The sequence below is a fragment of the Flavobacterium gyeonganense genome (genome assembly GCF_029625295.1).
Taxonomy (GTDB): domain Bacteria; phylum Bacteroidota; class Bacteroidia; order Flavobacteriales; family Flavobacteriaceae; genus Flavobacterium; species Flavobacterium gyeonganense.
On sequence record NZ_CP121112.1, the window covers coordinates 178905 to 197398 of the forward strand.

The window sequence follows — 18494 nt, forward strand, 5'->3', positions numbered from 1 at the left end:
TAAAATGCAAAGCTATAATTTTTACAATTGATTATTTTTGCCAAAAAATTATATGTAAGTTTGACATGTCAAAAAACAAGCCATACTTTTACAAAAATAGCATTTAAACCTTTGCACACAAACTTATTTAATATCGTTTTATTATCATTTTTCCTAAGTGTAGGATGTGGTAATTTATATTCACAAGAAAAAAAGACTAAAAAATCCCAGGTACCTTCTGCAAGACAAACAGATAAGACTAAAAAAGCTGTCACAGATACTACAAAAACGGCTACAGATACAATTAAAACAGACAGTATAAAACCGAAAAAAGCTTTTTTAGACGGAATAGTGAAACGTACTGCAAAAGGTTATCAGAAAATCGATCAGAAAAACAAAACACTTACACTCTACGATGAGGCTGAATTGTATTATAAGGATATAGAACTAAAATCGGGTATTATTGTCCTTAATTATGATAAAGATGAAGTATATGCCGGAAGAATAAAAGATTCTGCAGGTGTTTTGATACAATATCCGAATTTCAAACAGGGTTCTAATGAGGTTCAGCCAGATTCAATTCGTTTTAATTTCAAAACTAAAAAAGCTTTAATTTATAATTCAAGAACAGAACAGGGAGAATTTAAAATAAAAGCACAAATAACCAAGAAAGAAAATGACTCTGTTTACTTTTTAAAAGGAGCACGTTTTACTACCTCTACAGATGTTGACAACCCTGAATATTATTTTAGAACCAGCAGAGTAAAATTTGTTCCCGGAAAAAAAGTAGTGGTCGGATTGACTAATATGGTGATTGCAGATGTACCTACTCCTATTGCATTGCCTTATGCCTATTTTCCGATGAGCCAGGAAAAAAGTGTTTCAGGAGTCATCATACCAAGTTATAATGATTCTAACACAAGAGGGTTTTCGCTGCAAAATGGAGGTTATTACTTTGCCTTGAGTGACAATTACGACTTAACGGTTTTAGGAGATTATTACACAAACGGAAGTTATGCCATGCGTTTTGAATCTTCTTATGCCAAAAGATACAAGTATAGAGGAAACGTCAATTTTAGGTTTGAGAATTTAATTTCAAGTGAGAGAGGCTATCCTGATTATTCCAAACAAAACATCTACAACTTACAGTGGTCACATTCAAAAGACTCAAAGTCTAATCCAAATTCAAGTTTTTCTGCCTCTGTTAATATGGGAAGCAGTAAATATTTTAAGCAATCTATTAATCAGGCTAATATTGGTTCAAATTTAAACAACACTCTTAGTTCTTCTATTTCCTGGAATAAAACTTTTAATACAATTCCGCAAGCACGTATTGCTTTAACAGCAACACATTCTCAAAACACACAAACAGAACAAATCAATATGACATTGCCATCCTTGCAAGGAAGCATTGATCGTATATATCCTTTTGTTGGAAAAGATGGTGCAAAAAAAGGATTAATCAAAAATATCAATTTACAATACAATCTGAGCGGTAAAAATAGTTTTGTAACTACTGATTCATTATTTTTCAAACCACAAATGTTTAGGGATGCACAAATCGGAATGCAGCACAGTATCCCGCTTAGCACCAATTTTAAAATATTCAAGTATTTTAGTGCTAGTGCCTCTACAAACTATCAGGAAACCTGGGTAACAAAAACAATTAAAAAATCTTATGACGAGGATTTAAATAAGGTTGTTGACCAAACAGTTAATGGTTTTGATGCTTTTAGAACTTATAACTTCAGTTCAAGTTTAGGGACTACAATTTATGGTACTTTCAAATTTGGCGACACAAAGAAAATACAAGCTATACGCCATGTTATGCGTCCGTCATTTTCCTACTCCTACACACCAAGTTTTGAAAAATATTATGACACTTATGCAATAGATGCCACTGGTACAACCTACAAGGATTACACCCGATTTGAAAATGGCGTTTACGGACAGCCTGGCAAATCAAATTCTAACATAATAGGTTTTGATTTAAGTAATACTTTTGAAGCTAAAGTAACAGACAAAGACAGCACTAAAACAGAACCTAAGAAGGTCATGCTTTTAAATAATCTGAATTTCAGCACCAGTTATAATTTCAATGCTGACGGAAAGACAACATTTGCCCTTGAGCCTGTACGCGTGAGTGGAGGAACTCAGCTTTTTGAAAACAAGATGAATGTCAATTTTGCCGCGACTTTAAATCCGTATGCTATCGATAACTCAGGGCAACAAATTAATGTATTCAACATTAACAATGGAGGAAGTTTATTTCGAATGACAAGTGCTAACATGACACTTAATTATTCGTTTTCAAACAAAAATGACAAAAAAGAAGAAAACAAACAAAGCGAGCGAAACGGAGGACGTAGTGACGATTTATTTGGCACAAACACGGATTTGAATGACACAAGAAAAAGTCAATTTTCTGAAGAAGAATCTGAGAATGTAATTACTGAGTTCTTTAATTCAAAACTTCCCTGGGATATGACTATGGCTTATTCTTTAACTTATTCAAATGCTCAAAGAGAAAATAAGATTACAGGAAATTCCATCATGGTTTCTGCAAATATGGACATTACACCCAAATGGAAAGGCGGAATATCAAGCGGTTATGATTTTGTACAAAAAGGGGTTACTTTTACACAATTGCGTTTTGAAAGAGATTTGCTAAGCTGGAGAATGTCTTTTAACTGGACACCTCTTGGGGCATATTCAAACTGGAATTTCTTTATTGGAATAAAATCAGGAATGCTTAGTGACATCAAATGGAACAAACGAAGTACTTTAAACCGATAATCTTCAATAAAAAACTTAATATTTTGATATGAAAAAAGTAATTTTTACGGAAAAGGCACCAGCTCCAATCGGACCATATAACCAGGCTATATTATCAGGAAACACTTTGTATGCTTCAGGTCAAATAGCTCTAAATCCAACTACAGGAGAACTTGTTACTGCTAACATCCATGATGAAACCCATCAGGTTATGCAAAATATTGCTGCTATTTTAGAAGCTGCAGAAATGACTTTTGAAAATGTTGTAAAAGCCACTATTTTCATAATGGATATGAATAATTTTTCAGCAATCAATTCTGTTTACGGATCTTATTTTAATGAAAAAACCGCTCCAGCACGTGAAACGGTTCAGGTGGCATGTTTGCCAAAAAATGTAAATGTTGAGATTTCTATAATTGCAGTGCAATAGCATCTAATAATAATTGTGCCGTTGCTTCATTAGTTGCCAGCGGCACATTATGCACATCACAAACCCTGATTAGCATATTAATATCTGCCTCATGTGGATGGCTAGACAAAGGATCCTTAAAAAAGAAAACCATATGCGTTAAGCCTTCTGCTACTCTTCCGGCTATTTGCGCATCACCACCCAAAGGTCCAGAGAGCATTCGTCTTGTTTTAAAACCTGCTGCTTCCGCTTTTCCTCCGGTTGTGCCTGTACCAATTAAACTTATATTCTCCTTTTGCAGAACCTCGGTATTTTTAATTAAAAAATTAATTAAATCTGCTTTTTTACCGTCATGTGCAATAATTGCAATTTCCATTCTAATTCTTTATTTATTAGCAACGTGATATGCAATAAGCCCGTCGATTGGACGTCTTAAAACATTTCCTAATTTAAGTTCATATTTATCAAATATCTCCTGCAGCTCATCCTTTAAATAAAAAGCTATAGATCCAACAAAATGAACGGGAACTTCCTGGCAATTATCATATTGTTTGATATAATTTTTAACGAAAGATTTCATTCCTTTAAAAATGATTTTTCTGCAAAAATCGGAATCTTTATGCTGAATAAGAAATTTAGCAAAAGTTGCTAAATAGGCATTTGGGTTTGGTTCTTTATATAATTTATTTTTAATAAAATCAGGATCCACATCGTATTCTTTTTCAAACTCAACAGCCAGTTCTTTAGGCATTTTATTGAAATAATACTTTCTGATCAGTTCTTTTCCAAAAACATTTCCACTGCAATCATCCATTACAATATAACCTAATGATTGCACCTTTTGATGCAACACTTTTCCATCAAAATAACTGCAATTAGATCCTGTACCTAAAATACTGACAATTGCTTCTTCTCCCTTAGGTGTAGTAGCATATACTGCAGCATAAGTATCTTCCTGAACTTCTACAATAGCGTTTTCAAAATATCCCTGAAACACCTGTGATAAAGACAGTTTCATTCTGTCAGTACCACAGCCTGCACCATAAAAAAATAAATGAGTAGCTTCTTTTCTGTTCTGTGAAATATCAAAACGATCATTTACTCTTTCAATTATCTCCGGACCATCAAGGATCTCCGGATTTAGCCCTAAAGTTTGTGTTGTGAATAACACTTTTCCACTATCATCAATTGCAATCCAATCAGCTTTGGTAGATCCACTATCAACTATTAATTTCATGTTAGTTTAGTTTTTTAGTTTAGTTTCTTCAATTAAAAGTGTGTTTTTCACATTAATTAAAGACATTACAAAATAAGAAATCCCGTTATTTAAAAATAACGGGATTTTCTCACTTCATAATATATTATTTTAAACCTGCGATATGCACAGATAAATCAATTAATTTACTAGAATATCCGTACTCATTATCGTACCAAGATACTAATTTGAAGAAAGTTGAATTTAAACCAATTCCTGCAGTAGCATCGATAATAGAAGTTCTTTTGTCAGAAATAAAATCCTGAGAAACAACAGCGTCTTCAGTATATCCTAAGATACCTTTCAATTCATTTTCAGAAGCTTTTTTCAACACAGCCATAATTTCTTCATAAGAAGTTTCTTTAGCTACTTTTACAGTTAAATCTACTGTAGAAACGTCTGCTGTAGGAACACGGAAAGCCATACCTGTTAATTTTCCGTTCAATTCAGGAATAACTTTTCCAACAGCTTTAGCAGCACCTGTTGAAGAAGGAATAATGTTTATTGCGGCTGCACGTCCACCTCTCCAGTCTTTTCTTGAAGGTCCGTCAGCTGTCATTTGAGTTGAAGTAGTTGCGTGAACAGTTGTCATTAAACCTTCAACAATACCGAAGTTATCATTGATTACTTTAGCTAAAGGCGCTAAACAGTTGGTAGTACAAGAAGCATTAGAAACAACTACATCAGAAGCTTTAGCAGTTTCGTGGTTAACTCCCATTACAAACATTGGAGCATCAGCTGAAGGAGCAGAAATGATTACTTTTTTAGCACCACCTTTTAAGTGCTCACTTGCAGTTTCGATAGTTGTAAAGATACCAGTACATTCTGCTACTACATCAACATCAACCTCATTCCATTTTAAGTCAGCTGGATTTCTTTCTGCAGTAATACGGATATTTCTTCCGTTTACGTAAAGTTTTCCTTCTTTAACTTCTACAGTTCCGTCGAAACGACCGTGTACTGAATCATATTTTAATAAATAAGCTAAATGATCTACATCTAATAAATCATTGATTGCAACAACTTCTACATTATCTCTATTGAAAGATTCTCTAAAAACGATTCTTCCAATACGTCCAAATCCGTTTATTCCTAATTTTACTTTTGACATTTTACTCGATTTTGTTTTGTTTTTATTTAACTGATTTAAAGTTTAATTTCTCACTATAAACTTCGTTTCTTTTTATGTTGACATGATATCAGATACCCTTAGTAACTCCATATCAATTTCAGATTTCCCTTTAATTGCCTGTTCCAGTGGCGTTAAAGTCACTTTGTCCTGTTGCAGACCCACCATGTAATTTGATTTACCATCTATTAATGACTCTACGGCTTTTACTCCTAAACGGCTTGCTAAAACACGATCAAAACATGATGGAGAACCACCTCTCTGCATGTGCCCAAGAACTGAAACACGCACATCATATTCTGGTAAATTAGCCTCTACATAATCTTTTAATTCGAATACGTTTTTACCAATTTTATCACCTTCGGCAATAACTACGATACTTGATGATTTTCCTGAAGCTTTACTTTTTTGAAGAGAGTCTAAAAGCCTGTCAAGCCCTAAATCTTCTTCAGGAATAAGAATTTCCTCTGCTCCTGCACCAATACCTGCATTAAGAGCAATATGACCTGCATCCCTACCCATAACTTCTACAAAAAACAGACGGTTATGTGAACTGGCGGTATCCCTAATTTTATCTATACAATCTACAACGGTATTTAAAGCAGTATCATAACCTAAAGTATGACTTGTTCCAAAAATGTCATTATCAATTGTACCTGGAATTCCCATTACAGGAAAACCATATTCAGAATTAAAAATTAACCCTCCGGTGAAGCTTCCGTCTCCTCCAATAACCACCAAAGCATCAACTCCGGCTTTTACAAGATTATCGTGTGCCTTTTTTCTACCCTCAGGTGTTCTAAATTCAAGTGAGCGCGCCGATTTTAAAATCGTGCCTCCTTTGTTTACAATGTTATTTACACTTCGGGGTCCCATTTCTTTGAAGTCTCCTTCAATCATTCCCTGATACCCTCTATAAATTCCTAAACATTCTATATTATGATAAGCGCACGTTCGAACTACTGATCGAATAGCGGCATTCATTCCTGGCGAATCTCCTCCTGAAGTAAGAACACCTACTTTTTTTATTGTTTTTGGCATTATTTAAGTATTAAAGTGTAAAATTAGCAAACATTGATCACTTTCCAGTTGATGATTATAATAAATTAGTAAAAAAACTTAATTCAAACGTTTTCGGTTAATAAGTTTTTCTATAGTTAAAAATTCATTTAAAATAATAAAAGTGCCATTTTTTAATTAAAAATGCAAAATTAACAATCAGCAAATGAAGTGTTATAAAAATCTATTTTATGATAATCATGAACAAATCTATAAAATTTAAATTCTGTTTAATAATCATTATCCGGAATTAATCCTTCATTGTTATTCTTTTTCTCTTGTTTTTCATCCTTTTTTTCAGGCTTCCTTTTGTCCTTTTCCGCTTCTTTTTTAGCATTAGTAAAATTGATGTAATCAGGATTTAGATTAGAATCCTGTATATCATTTGAGCCTTTACTTGTTTTTCCTAATTTATTCTTCTTAAAAATCTTATTAACTAATTCGCTAAAAGTATCAAAATCTACTTCATAACTAATACCTACGCCCTGCGTGTAGCCAATACCCTGGCCTACGTAGCTAAGGTCATTTTCCTTATTGAACAAACGCAAATTAGCTGTACCGTCTTCATTAATACGATATTGTACTTCAATATCTCCTACTATTGCCGATTCATTTATACCTCCTACAGGCACACCAACTTTTCCATTAATAGTAATGCGTTCATTAATTTGTGATGATACTGTTGCTACTACCTGACCATCAGCTTCCTGTCCTATACGCCTGTCCGCAGAAACATAATTAAAGCCAACATTAATTTTATCATTGTCTGATTTAATTATATCCCCTAATAAACTGGAAGCAGTTTCAGCAAATGTTCCTGATAAATCTCCCTGGCTAAAACCATCCGTGCTCATAAAAGAACCCGTTGATAATAAATATAAAGCCTGGGTCTGACGAATGTCTTTATCATCCAGTTTATATTGTATTTCTGACTTTAAAACACTACTTACAGAAGGAAACTGAATATCAAAATTAGGTTCCGGACTGGCTAAATCGCCTCTTAAACCAATAACTACTTCAACAGGAACCTTTTTATTAAATGAAGAGTTTTCCAATAATACTGCAGGATTAGCTATTGTTCTGTATACAGCTTCTAAATTTAATTGTGCTCTCATAGGGTTTCCTTCCCAAATAATTGAACCACCTTTTCTAACGGCAAATTTTTTATCAATTAATCCGCCGTATTTAAAATTATAAGTTCCTTCATAAGCCTGAAAATCCCCCCACATATTAAACTTACCAAGCGTATTAATTTTAAACAGTAAGGACCCATATCCTTTCCCTTTCATCCCATGTCCGGAATCCCTGTCTAAAATCACTTCAATTTCCGCATCTGGTGTAATATCAAAATCAAATTCTAATTCGAGACCATTATAGTTTTTTGTCTTTTCGACAATACCATTTGCTAAATTATACTTTTCCTTAGCTGTTATAAAATGTATAAAACTTTTTTCTCCAACACTTTGAACATTGCTGATTGGAATTTTTATCTCAGTTCCTTTCTCAGATTTTGCATCTACTTTAATAAACAATGCCTCAGTTGGCCCTTTTATACTTGCAGTACCATTTATAAAAGCTGTTCCAAAATAGGCAGCATCATCACTATCTTTTGTATCTAATGCCAGTAGTCGCTTTGAAGTTATAGTTAAATCTAATTTCCAGTCTCCAAAATTCTTATGCTCTATACTTCCGTTTAACAGGCCTTTTGTTCCAAATTTGGTGTCCGTCAGCTGATTATTCCTAAATAGAAACTTTTCATCAGTTAAATCTACTACAGTTCTATTGTTTAATTCATAATCTGTATTAAGATAAGTAACTGTCATCCCTGCTTTTTCAACATAAAGTCTTCCATTAATTTCAGGCTTTTTAAGATTACCTGCTATTGCAGCATTTCCGGATACTGTACCTCGTATATTAGACAAAACATCTCCACCAATTGTACTCAAAGCAGCCAGATTAAATTTATCAAGCTTTAACTTTAAGTCTAATAAAGTTTCTTTGTTTTGAATAGAAAAATTCCCTTCGGCTTTGAAGGATTCGGCAAAATTATTCTGAATAGAAGAATTTATAGTGAATTTTTTAAATGTTTCATCTCCCGAGATATCAAACTTTAAAGTCCCTAAATCTATCTTATTCAAATTTAGATTATCAATTTCAATGCTAGCAGTAGGCTGATAGATATTTTTATTCTGCTTAAAATTTATATTTCCGTTTAATTTACCGTTAACAACAAATTTTTTATTTAAAGGAGTAATTTTATTGATATCTACATCTTCAAAATTCAGAACAAGGTCTTTATAATCTGTTCCTTTTATAACTCCGTTTAAATCTATTTTTTGATTTTCATGTGACAATATAATGTTGTCAATGTTGAAATTTTTAAATTTTTTATCAAAAACTACCTGATTATCATCTTCTTCATCTTCATTCAAATACCATAAATAGTCCTTAAATTTCATTTCTGACTTATGGATCCCAACTACGTTGTTTTTATTTTTATCTATTGTATGATAAAGATTCAGATTAAAATAATCCTCTCCTTTGCTTCCACCTTTAAATTCAGAACGAACAAACAAAGTGTCTTTTGATGTTACATTAATTAAATTAAAATCGCGAACTTTATAATAAGGAGTTTTAATACTGTCCAGTTCGATAAAAGCATTATAGAGCGGATTCTTATTGTCAATATTAATGCGAATATTATCGAATGTATTTTTTGAAGCTGTAATTTTTTGTGAATTGAACCTGAACTTAAATTCTTGTTTATCAGAATCGATTTTACCGCGCATTACAGTACTCGAATCAATTTCAATATCCGGGTACAACATTTCAACCACTTTATTGTACACATGGAAATTAAAACGCAGGAACTGACCTTTTTTAACTTTGTAAGGTTTATAATTCGTATAAAGACTTCCGACAGAATTCATAACCAATTTGTCTAATTGGTCAAATTGAAATTTACCAACAATTTTTCCATTTACAACATCATTTGAATTAACAGTTATAGTACGCAAATTGTCTGAATCGAAACTTGAATTTACAGTTATTTCATCAAAAGCATATGTTGATTTTGGATTTTGATAAACAGCATTTTTTATAAAAATATTTCCATGTAAACTTTGCAGAGAATTCCCACTAACCTGTACAATTGCATCACCTGTAAAACTGGAAATTGAATCATTAACGAATTTCAGTTTTCTCAAATCTGAATTTTCGATATTAATATGAAAATCATATTTATTTTCCCGTTTACTTAAATCAACTAAACCATCAAATGTCAGGTTTAAATTAGGATCGTTAATAGAAATCTGGCCTTTATAATATGGTAGTTTAAAATTGCCATTTACAACAATATTATTGTAAGTGTATTTGTTATAATCGAGTTTTACGATATCCCCTTTTACAATTGTATTTAAATATTTCTTAGAGAACCCTATACCATCAACATTTAGGTTTAGAGTCGTTTTACCTATATCTTTCCTTTGCAATAAGGTTCCCAGATCAAAATCATTAAGAATAATATTTCCTGAATAAGAAGCTTTATCTATAAAATCAATATTATTCATATGCAGGTCGATTTCTCCATTACCAAGATCGCTAGCCATTTTAAATTTTGATTCTAAATCTGTGGTTGATACTTTTATAGCTCCAACTATATTAACTTTACCAATTCTTTTTAATTCTTTAGGAAGCTTTTTACCTAAAACATCTGGCAGCAAAACGACTAAATTATCATAGCTGGTAATGAGTTTATCAAATTTACCATCCATCGAAAATTTTTGGGATTTGCTTCCTAAAAGATTTTTAAAATTGATATTTCCAATAATTCTTGTCCCGTTTGTATCACTTAATCTTAGCTTTTTTAAATTAAGGTTATTCAGTGGCCCCTGTATTGTAGTTTTTACTTTAAAATGCTGATTTTTACCTAATCCTCCATAAAAATAACGAATATCATTTGAAGCCAATGAAGCTGAGTCTAACACTACATCAAACCTAACTTTGTCAGTAAATTCCAAGAAATCTTTTACTTGATAATTTAAAATAGCTTTCCCATAAATAGTCGATCTTTTAGTAGTAATGGCTAAATTTTCAAGCTTTATTTGTTTTTTGCTGTAACTGAATTTTGAACTTAAATTTGAAACATAAAGACCTCTATGGTCCAGAAAAGAAAATCTGTGGATATTTGTATTAATTTCAGAACCGTATATTTTAAATTCACTGATATAAGTATTCAGGTTTTTAAAATCTATAATCTTTGGAGTCTTTTTGTTTTCGTCAACTGCAGAAAATGAACCTTGCGATATGTAAGCATTTTTTGCTGTTAAAAGAAAATGTTTGCTTGATTTTGTAGGCTTTCCTGATTCAAATAATCGTATAAAAACATTAATATTATTTTCATCTTCGTTTTTATATGTTTTCAGGTTAAAAATTAATCCTGTCAAACGAACATCGCCAAAAATTAAATCACCATCAATTAATCTCGTTACGCTTAACACATCTGTGGTAATAATGTCGGAGTAGATTAACGTTTTTTTGTGATGGTCTAAAATTAGTACTTTTTTAAGTTTAACGCCTCCAAAAGCATTAATTGCCACCTTTTCGATACTGATATTCGTTTTAAAATCAGTATTAAGCCTATCCGCAATGTAATGGGCAATTTTTGTTTGCACGAATGGCAAAGACAAAGTAATAGCAATTACCAAAACGAGTAAAACTAACCCCATAAGGGTTCTGGATATTATTTTCTTTACTTTTTTAATAACTGCTTTTATTTTTAGTTTTCTTTAAATTTATTTTTGAACAGACAAACAACGGCTGTTTTGATAAAAATTCTTTAATTTTGGCTCCTCCTTTTACGATTAAACAAAGTTAAAAATTTGATTTGTCAAATATAATTCAAAATTTGTGCCTTTATATGCAAAATTCAGAGGTTTTTATTCTTGCCATTGAAAGTTCCTGCGATGATACTGCTGCCGCGGTTTTACATAACGACAAAGTACTCTCAAATGTTGTGGCAAATCAGTTAATTCACAATCAATATGGGGGTGTTGTTCCTGAACTCGCTTCGAGGGCACATCAACAAAATATTGTACCTGTAATTGATGCCGCATTATGCAAAGCTAATATACAAAAAGAACAATTAACAGCTATTGCTTTTACACAAGGTCCTGGTTTAATGGGTTCTTTATTGGTTGGAAGTTCTTTTAGCAAGTCATTGTCGCTGGCTTTAAAAATCCCATTGATTGCTGTAAATCACATGCATGCTCATATTTTGGCGCATTTTATTGATGAAGAAGGATTCGACAAACCGGAGTTTCCGTTTTTAGCGCTAACCATTAGTGGGGGGCATACCCAAATTGTAAAAGTGAATGGCTTTTTTGATATGGAAATCATTGGTGAAACTACGGATGATGCTGTTGGGGAAGCTTTTGATAAAAGTGCCAAAATTCTTGGACTTCCTTATCCTGGCGGTCCTTTGATTGATAAATATGCCAAAGAAGGCAACCCAAAAGCTTTTCAGTTTACAAAACCAAAAGTTCCCGGTTTAGATTTTAGTTTCTCTGGTCTAAAAACAGCCATTTTATATTTTATCCAGAAGAACAAACAGGAAAATCCAAATTTTATTGAAGAAAACCTGAATGATATTTGTGCATCAATTCAATATACAATTATTGAAATTTTGATGGATAAATTAAAATTAGCGGTAAAAGAAACCGGGATTAAACAAATTGCTATCGGCGGAGGTGTTTCTGCTAATTCAGGAATCAGAACCCGTTTGAAAGAAAGTGAAGGCAAATATGGCTGGAAAACGTTTATTCCTAAATTTGAATATACAACAGATAATGCTGCAATGATAGGAATTGTAGGATATCAAAAATATTTATCAGGCCGTTTTGAAACCTCAGCTGTTGTTTCTAAAGCACGAATTCAATTTTAGTTATGCAGTTATTTTACAATCCGGATATAGACGAGACAACTGAAACTTTTTCTTTCGACAAAGAAGAAAGCCGTCATATCATTAAAGTTTTACGAAAAAAAGATTCAGATATCCTTCATGTTACAAATGGCTTGGGATTATTATTTGAAACCGAAATTACGCTCGCTTCAGATAACAAATGTATTGTAGAAGTTCGCTCCATACAAAAATCACCTCAACCAAAATTTTATTTACATCTTGCGGTGGCACCAACCAAAATGAATGACCGATTTGAATGGTTTTTAGAAAAAGCAACCGAAATCGGAATTCAGGAAATCACACCAATTATCTGCGACCGGTCTGAAAGAAAGGTTATTAATAAGGAACGATTTGAGAAAATCATTCTTTCAGCAATGAAACAATCAAATGAAACGTTTTTGCCAAAATTAAACGAAGCAATTTCTTTTAAAGAATTCATCAAACAAAAAAACGAAGGATTACAGTTCATTGCCCATTGTGAGGAAACAGATAAAAAAGTCGCTGAAGGAATTATTAAAGCCAAACAAAAATATAACCCTTTTGATTGGTCCCGAGGGCGATTTTTCTGAAAAAGAAATTGCCTTGGCGGTTGAAAATAAGTTCCAGCCCGTTACATTAGGAAATACGCGTTTACGCACTGAAACCGCTGCAGTTGTCGCATGCCATAGTGTTGTGTTTTTCAATGAAAAATCAAATTAACCGACTTTAAAATTGATATGAAAAAAATATTGTGTCTGTTTTTATTGGCTTCTATTTCTTCTTTTGCACAAGAAATTGCCTTATTAAAATATAGTGGCGGCGGAGACTGGTACGCAAATCCTACTTCACTGCCAAACTTAATTAGGTTTTGTAATTCCACCATTTATACTCAAATAAAAGCAAAACCCTCAACAGTAGAACCAGGAAATCCTGATTTGCTCTCTTACCCTTTTGTACACATGACGGGACATGGAAATGTTGTTTTTAGTGATGCTGATATAACAAATCTTAGAAACTACCTAAACGGAGGCGGTTTCCTGCATATTGATGATAATTACGGGATGGATCAATATATTAGAAAAGAAATAAAAAAAATATTTCCAAATAATAATTTAGTTGAGATTCCGGCTAATCATGCTATTTTTCAAAAACCTTTTCCTTTTCCGAACGGGCTGCCAAAAATTCATGAACACGATGCTAAAAGACCTCAGGCTTTTGGGATTTTTGTAGAAAACAAGCTGGTTTTACTGTATACTTACGAATGTGATCTTGGTGACGGCTGGGAAGATCCAGAAGTAAATAATGATCCGGCCGAAGTACGCCAAAAGGCATTAAAAATGGGTGCCAACATCATCAATTATATTTTCACCAATTAATCTATATAAAGTGCAGCTTACTCACGAAGAAAATCAATTTGAAAGTAAAACATTTCCCATAACCCTCGTTTGCGATCATATCTACTTTCAGCAAAATATCGGTTCTCTTTTTAGAATTAGTGAAGCTTTTGGGATTGAAAAAATCATTTTTTCAGGAAAAGATATTCCGTTAAATCCCAGAAAAATAAATAAAACTTCAAGAAGTACACATCTTCGTGTTCCTCATACTGTTATTGAAGAGACAGATGAATTAATTGATTATCTACTTGAAAATCAATTTGAAATTATTGCTTTAGAAATTACACATAAAAGCAAGCCTTTAAAAGAAATCATAATTCCTGATGATAAAAAAATAGCACTTTTGATAGGCAGTGAAATTGATGGAATTTCTAGCAATCTGTTAAAAATTTCAAATCAAATTGTCCATATTACGATGTTTGGAAAAAACAGCAGCATGAATGTTGTTCAGGCAACAAGTATAGCTTTGTACGAATTAACTTCTTAAATTAATATTTAACATTTTTATAAGAAGTAGACTACATAAGGGTTTATAATATTCTGGCGAACAAATTGTTATAAAAATTTTGACAATTATATTTTTTGTTATAAAATTGTGTAAGAATTTAACTAATTAATCATTTTATAACAAAACCCCTTTATTATGAAAAAAATTCTTTTTTCCGCCGTTACAGCTATAATGCTGTTTTCTTGTCAAAATGATAAGACAGAATCTTCAGATCCTGATTTAAATGTAGCTTCAAGACGTGGCTGTGCGTCGCAAGAAGTTTTAGAAGGACAATTAAAAGCTAACCCCGCATTAGCTCTTAAAATGAATGAAATTGAAGCTTTTACTGCTAAACATTCCTTAGATAAATTTACAGGTCGTTTAGTAAACGGTAAAATCGAAATTCCTGTGGTAGTAAATGTATTATACAGAACCACTGCACAGAACATTTCTGATGCACAGATTCAATCGCAAATTGATGTTCTTAACAAAGACTTTAACGCCCTGAATTCAGATTATAATAATGTTCCGGCACTCTTTTCTGGTGTAAAAGCGAATATCGGAATTACATTCGTTTTAGATCAGGTCATTAGAAAATCTACAACAAAAACATCCTGGGGTACAAATGACGCCATGAAAAAAACTGCTCAGGGCGGTCTGGCACCAACATCACCTACAACCAAGCTTAATTTATGGTCATGTGTGATTGGTAATGATATTTTGGGATACGCACAATTTCCGGGAGGACCATCATCAACAGATGGAGTCGTAATTGATTACCGCTATTTTGGTTTATCTGGTGCAGCTAATGCTCCATTTAATTTAGGAAGAACAGGTACTCACGAAGTAGGTCACTGGATGAATTTACGTCACATTTGGGGAGATGCAACTTGCGGAAGCGATTTAGTAGCTGACACACCAACCCATAATGAAGAAAATTATGGTGTACCGGCTTATCCTCATTATAGCACATGTGCCGGAAATCCTGTAGAAATGACAATGAATTACATGGATTACACCAATGATAATGCTATGTATATGTTTACAAATGGACAAAAAACCCGAATATCAGCCATATTTACAACGGGAGGAGCAAGAGCTTCATTTGCTCAATAATTATTGGCAAAAACAACACTTAAAGCGGGATTAATAATCCCGCTTTTTTGATTTAAGGACTAAATTTTAAAAATGGTTTTACTACATTTATAGTCTAAATATTAAACATGGTAACATCAAAAACTATTTCGAACGGTATTTTAAGAGCCTTAGCCACAATCTTAATAATTGGTCTTGTTTTATACTTTTTATACGAAATACAAACCGTAATTGTCTACTTATGCATTTCTTTACTATTGTGTTTAATTGCAAATCCTTTAGTTTTATTTTTAAAAAATAAACTGAAGTTTAGTAATTCGATGGCGGCAACAACAACTATCGTCTTTTTTATATTTCTGATTGTGGGTTTTATACTTCTGTTTGTTCCTTTAATTATTTCACAGGCAAATAATTTGGCGCTATTAGATACAGCTCAACTTCAAACAAAATTCATAGAAACTGAGAAACATCTTGAAGATTACTTTAATATTCAGCATATTGACTTAAATAAAATTATAAAAGACTCTAAACTTACTTCGGTATTGGATTTTAGTTATTTTACCGGATTTATCAATTCAATTATTAATTTCATGGCCGATATGGGAATGGGATTGGTTTCTGTTTTCTTTATCACTTTCTTTTTTATTAAAGATCAGGATATTTTTAAAAATCAGGCCAGAAGAGTACTTCCTGATTCAAATGAAGATAAAATTCTGAATTCTATCACAAAAATAAACCACTTATTAACACGCTATTTTATTGGTTTGCTGTTACAATTAATTGTGGTATTTGTCCTGTATTTAATTGTATTGCTAATATTTGGAAATGAAAACGCTTTTGTCATTGCTTTTTTATGCGCAATTCTAAACATAATTCCATATTTAGGGCCAATTATCGGGACAACATTGGCGGGAATTTTAACGATGATCAGTATGATTGGTCAGGATTTTCAATCTGAAATAGTACCAAAAACAATCTATGTAATTATAGGCTTTTTGATAGTACAAGCGATTGACAATAATATTAGCCAACCTATAATTTCATCAAAAAGCGTAAATTCGCACCCGTTAGAAATATTCTTGATAATCCTGATCAGCGGAATCACATTTGGAATTGTGGGTATGATAATAGCAGTTCCGGCATTTACAATGATTAAAGTAATTCTAAAAGAATTTTTTCCTGACAATAAAATTGTGTCCGTATTAACCGAAAGAATTTAGCTTTGAATACCTCTATTTTGCATCCAGATATACAGAAATTTATAATTCAAAATACTGGAGCAGATGTAACAAAATTAGCACTTCAGAAAAACCCGTTTCCTGAAGTTGACTGGATTTTAATTTTAAATCAGATTGAAGCCAGGACTAAAGCAAAAGAAAAATTACCAATCTGGTTTTCAACTGACAAAATCATTTATCCGAGTAAAATTTCTATTGAGCAGACCTCTTCAGAAAAAACTGCTGCCTACAAAGCTTCTTTAATTACAGGAAACACATTAATAGATCTGACTGGTGGTTTTGGAGTCGATGATTATTATTTTTCTAAAAAATTCAAAGTTGTTGCGCACTGCGAAATAAACAAAGATTTATCTGCAATTGTAAAACATAACTTTGAACAATTAAATATCAAAAATTGTTTTTGCTATGCAGATGATTCTGCAAATATTTTAAATGAATCTGAACCAGGCTTTAAGTGGGACTGGATTTACATTGATCCTTCCCGAAGAAATGATGCTAAAGGCAAGGTTTTTATGCTGAAAGACTGTTTGCCAAATGTTCCGGAATCACTGGATTTTTACTTCGAAAAAACGGATTCAATTTTAATTAAAACCGCACCATTGTTAGATATATCTGCAGGATTATCTGAATTGAAATTTGTAAAAAACATCCATGTTATAGCGTTGGAAAACGAAGTAAAAGAATTGCTTTTTGAAATACACAATCACTATTCTGGTGACATTACTATAAAAACAGCTAATCTTTTAAAGGATAAAACTGAAACTTTCGAATTTGTTATGGGTAAATTTGAGTATCCATCCTACCATTTACCTCAAAAGTTTCTGTATGAGCCTAATTCGGCCATTATGAAGTCAGGAGGATTTGATGAAGTTAGCAATTCATTCGAAATAAATAAACTACACAAAAATTCCCATTTATATACTTCAGATGAATTAATTGATTTTCCGGGACGAACTTTTGAGATCGAGAAAGTAATTTCATATAGCAAAAATGATATGAAAACAGCACTTTTAAATCAACAGTCAAATGTTACAACACGTAATTTTCCTGACACAGTAGAAAACATTCGAAAAAAATGGAAAATAAAAAATGGAGGGAATTTGTATTGTTTTTTTACAACTGATAAAAATAATAGTAAAATAGTTTTAATTTGCAGAAAAATAACTTAAAAATGAAATACTTAATTACACTAGCTTTTTTTCTGTTAACTTATAGCACATTTGCCCAAAAACCTTGCGAATACAGTACAAACGTAACAGATTCAATTGGTACTTATAAAGTTACAAATGAATACCTGGTAAGTGAAAAATACTTTGGAAACACTTTTGATTATATCTTTTTTTCTTTGGCACAAACTGACGGTTTGCCAACTTTAAACTTACAATTGATCCAAAAAAGCAAGGATTTTATAAAAGCAAATTGTTTTGATAAAAACTCAAAAGTATTTTTACAATTACAGAATGGTAAAGTTGTTACATTGCTACATGTCAATCAGGAAAATTGCGGAACCCTCCTTCATGATAAAGATTTTAATAACCGGATCAATACCGGTATTTTTATGTTTATGAAAGATAATTATGAAGAACTGAAGAAATCGCCTGTAACCATTATGCGAATTAAATATTTAACGGCAACCGAAGATTATATCATAAGAGGTGAAATTACATCAGAGATGAACGGAAAAACATACAAGCCTGCTACTTATTTTATGGAAAATATCAGATGTGTGGAATAAT

Annotated in this window: 14 protein-coding genes and 1 pseudogene; 10 read left to right on the plus strand and 5 right to left on the minus strand. The window is 32.2% G+C overall.

The window, feature by feature from the left end; genetic code table 11:
- Window positions 1-60 precede the first annotated feature (60 nt).
- Window positions 61-2775, plus strand: a complete 2715-nt coding sequence (locus P5P89_RS00740; protein ID WP_278010300.1) for a putative LPS assembly protein LptD — start codon at window positions 61-63, stop codon at window positions 2773-2775.
- Between the two features lie 28 nt (window positions 2776-2803).
- Window positions 2804-3184 (plus strand): RidA family protein, encoded by a 381-nt coding sequence (locus P5P89_RS00745; protein WP_278010301.1) that lies wholly within the window; start codon window positions 2804-2806, stop codon window positions 3182-3184.
- On the opposite strand, the gene P5P89_RS00750 is transcribed toward P5P89_RS00745, so the two are convergent.
- The 5 genes from P5P89_RS00750 to P5P89_RS00770 all read right to left on the minus strand — a co-directional run bounded on the left by P5P89_RS00750 (window position 3165) and on the right by P5P89_RS00770 (window position 11333).
- A complete protein-coding gene (locus P5P89_RS00750; protein ID WP_278010302.1) occupies window positions 3165-3539 on the minus strand; it encodes a methylglyoxal synthase in 375 nt (124 codons plus the stop codon). The two genes, P5P89_RS00745 and P5P89_RS00750, sit on opposite strands and share 20 nt — an antisense overlap.
- A gap of 9 nt (window positions 3540-3548) precedes the next feature.
- Window positions 3549-4400, minus strand: coding sequence for an N-acetylglucosamine kinase (locus P5P89_RS00755; RefSeq protein ID WP_269236644.1), 852 nt, complete (start codon window positions 4398-4400; stop codon window positions 3549-3551).
- 124 nt (window positions 4401-4524) lie between these two features.
- Window positions 4525-5529, minus strand: a complete 1005-nt coding sequence (gap, locus tag P5P89_RS00760) for a type I glyceraldehyde-3-phosphate dehydrogenase (protein WP_278010303.1) — start codon at window positions 5527-5529, stop codon at window positions 4525-4527.
- A gap of 72 nt (window positions 5530-5601) precedes the next feature.
- The gene (gene pfkA / locus P5P89_RS00765) at window positions 5602-6588 is read right to left on the minus strand and encodes a 6-phosphofructokinase (RefSeq protein ID WP_278010304.1); all 987 of its coding nucleotides are present in this window, start codon (window positions 6586-6588) and stop codon (window positions 5602-5604) included.
- Between the two features lie 248 nt (window positions 6589-6836).
- A complete protein-coding gene (locus tag P5P89_RS00770; RefSeq protein ID WP_278010305.1) occupies window positions 6837-11333 on the minus strand; it encodes a translocation/assembly module TamB domain-containing protein in 4497 nt (1498 codons plus the stop codon).
- Window positions 11334-11524: 191 nt separating this feature from the next.
- On the opposite strand from P5P89_RS00770, the gene tsaD reads away from it, so the two are divergent.
- From tsaD to P5P89_RS00810, 8 genes and pseudogenes are all read left to right on the plus strand, one after another.
- On the plus strand, window positions 11525-12547 hold the full coding sequence (gene tsaD, locus P5P89_RS00775) for a tRNA (adenosine(37)-N6)-threonylcarbamoyltransferase complex transferase subunit TsaD (protein ID WP_278010306.1): 1023 nt from the start codon (window positions 11525-11527) through the stop codon (window positions 12545-12547).
- Window positions 12548-12549: 2 nt separating this feature from the next.
- Window positions 12550-13264, plus strand: a pseudogene (locus P5P89_RS00780) (16S rRNA (uracil(1498)-N(3))-methyltransferase).
- A gap of 17 nt (window positions 13265-13281) precedes the next feature.
- The gene (locus P5P89_RS00785) at window positions 13282-13920 is read left to right on the plus strand and encodes a DUF4159 domain-containing protein (RefSeq protein ID WP_278010307.1); all 639 of its coding nucleotides are present in this window, start codon (window positions 13282-13284) and stop codon (window positions 13918-13920) included.
- A 10-nt stretch (window positions 13921-13930) separates the two neighbouring features.
- Window positions 13931-14425 carry a TrmH family RNA methyltransferase gene (locus P5P89_RS00790; protein WP_278010308.1) on the plus strand — a complete coding sequence of 165 codons (495 nt, stop codon included), beginning with the start codon at window positions 13931-13933 and terminating at the stop codon, window positions 14423-14425.
- A gap of 156 nt (window positions 14426-14581) precedes the next feature.
- On the plus strand, window positions 14582-15541 hold the full coding sequence (locus P5P89_RS00795; protein WP_278010309.1) for a zinc metalloprotease: 960 nt from the start codon (window positions 14582-14584) through the stop codon (window positions 15539-15541).
- Window positions 15542-15648: 107 nt separating this feature from the next.
- Window positions 15649-16740 carry an AI-2E family transporter gene (locus P5P89_RS00800; protein ID WP_278010310.1) on the plus strand — a complete coding sequence of 364 codons (1092 nt, stop codon included), beginning with the start codon at window positions 15649-15651 and terminating at the stop codon, window positions 16738-16740.
- A gap of 2 nt (window positions 16741-16742) precedes the next feature.
- A complete protein-coding gene (locus P5P89_RS00805; RefSeq protein ID WP_278010311.1) occupies window positions 16743-17927 on the plus strand; it encodes a THUMP-like domain-containing protein in 1185 nt (394 codons plus the stop codon).
- Window positions 17928-17929: 2 nt separating this feature from the next.
- Entirely contained in the window at window positions 17930-18493 is a 564-nt protein-coding gene (locus P5P89_RS00810) for a hypothetical protein (protein ID WP_278010312.1), read from the plus strand.
- The last annotated feature ends 1 nt before the right edge of the window (window position 18494 follow it).

Excerpts from the sequence above, each read along its gene's own strand:
- P5P89_RS00745 (WP_278010301.1), top strand. The coding sequence starts at position 2,804 with ATGAAAAAAGTAATTTTTACGGAAAAGGCACCAGCTCCAATCGGACCA.
- P5P89_RS00750 (WP_278010302.1), bottom strand. The coding sequence starts at position 3,539 with ATGGAAATTGCAATTATTGCACATGACGGTAAAAAAGCAGATTTAATT.
- P5P89_RS00755 (WP_269236644.1), bottom strand. The coding sequence starts at position 4,400 with ATGAAATTAATAGTTGATAGTGGATCTACCAAAGCTGATTGGATTGCA.
- gap (WP_278010303.1), bottom strand. The coding sequence starts at position 5,529 with ATGTCAAAAGTAAAATTAGGAATAAACGGATTTGGACGTATTGGAAGA.
- pfkA (WP_278010304.1), bottom strand. The coding sequence starts at position 6,588 with ATGCCAAAAACAATAAAAAAAGTAGGTGTTCTTACTTCAGGAGGAGAT.
- P5P89_RS00770 (WP_278010305.1), bottom strand. The coding sequence starts at position 11,333 with ATGGGGTTAGTTTTACTCGTTTTGGTAATTGCTATTACTTTGTCTTTG.
- tsaD (WP_278010306.1), top strand. The coding sequence starts at position 11,525 with ATGCAAAATTCAGAGGTTTTTATTCTTGCCATTGAAAGTTCCTGCGAT.
- P5P89_RS00785 (WP_278010307.1), top strand. The coding sequence starts at position 13,282 with ATGAAAAAAATATTGTGTCTGTTTTTATTGGCTTCTATTTCTTCTTTT.
- P5P89_RS00795 (WP_278010309.1), top strand. The coding sequence starts at position 14,582 with ATGAAAAAAATTCTTTTTTCCGCCGTTACAGCTATAATGCTGTTTTCT.
- P5P89_RS00800 (WP_278010310.1), top strand. The coding sequence starts at position 15,649 with ATGGTAACATCAAAAACTATTTCGAACGGTATTTTAAGAGCCTTAGCC.
- P5P89_RS00810 (WP_278010312.1), top strand. The coding sequence starts at position 17,930 with ATGAAATACTTAATTACACTAGCTTTTTTTCTGTTAACTTATAGCACA.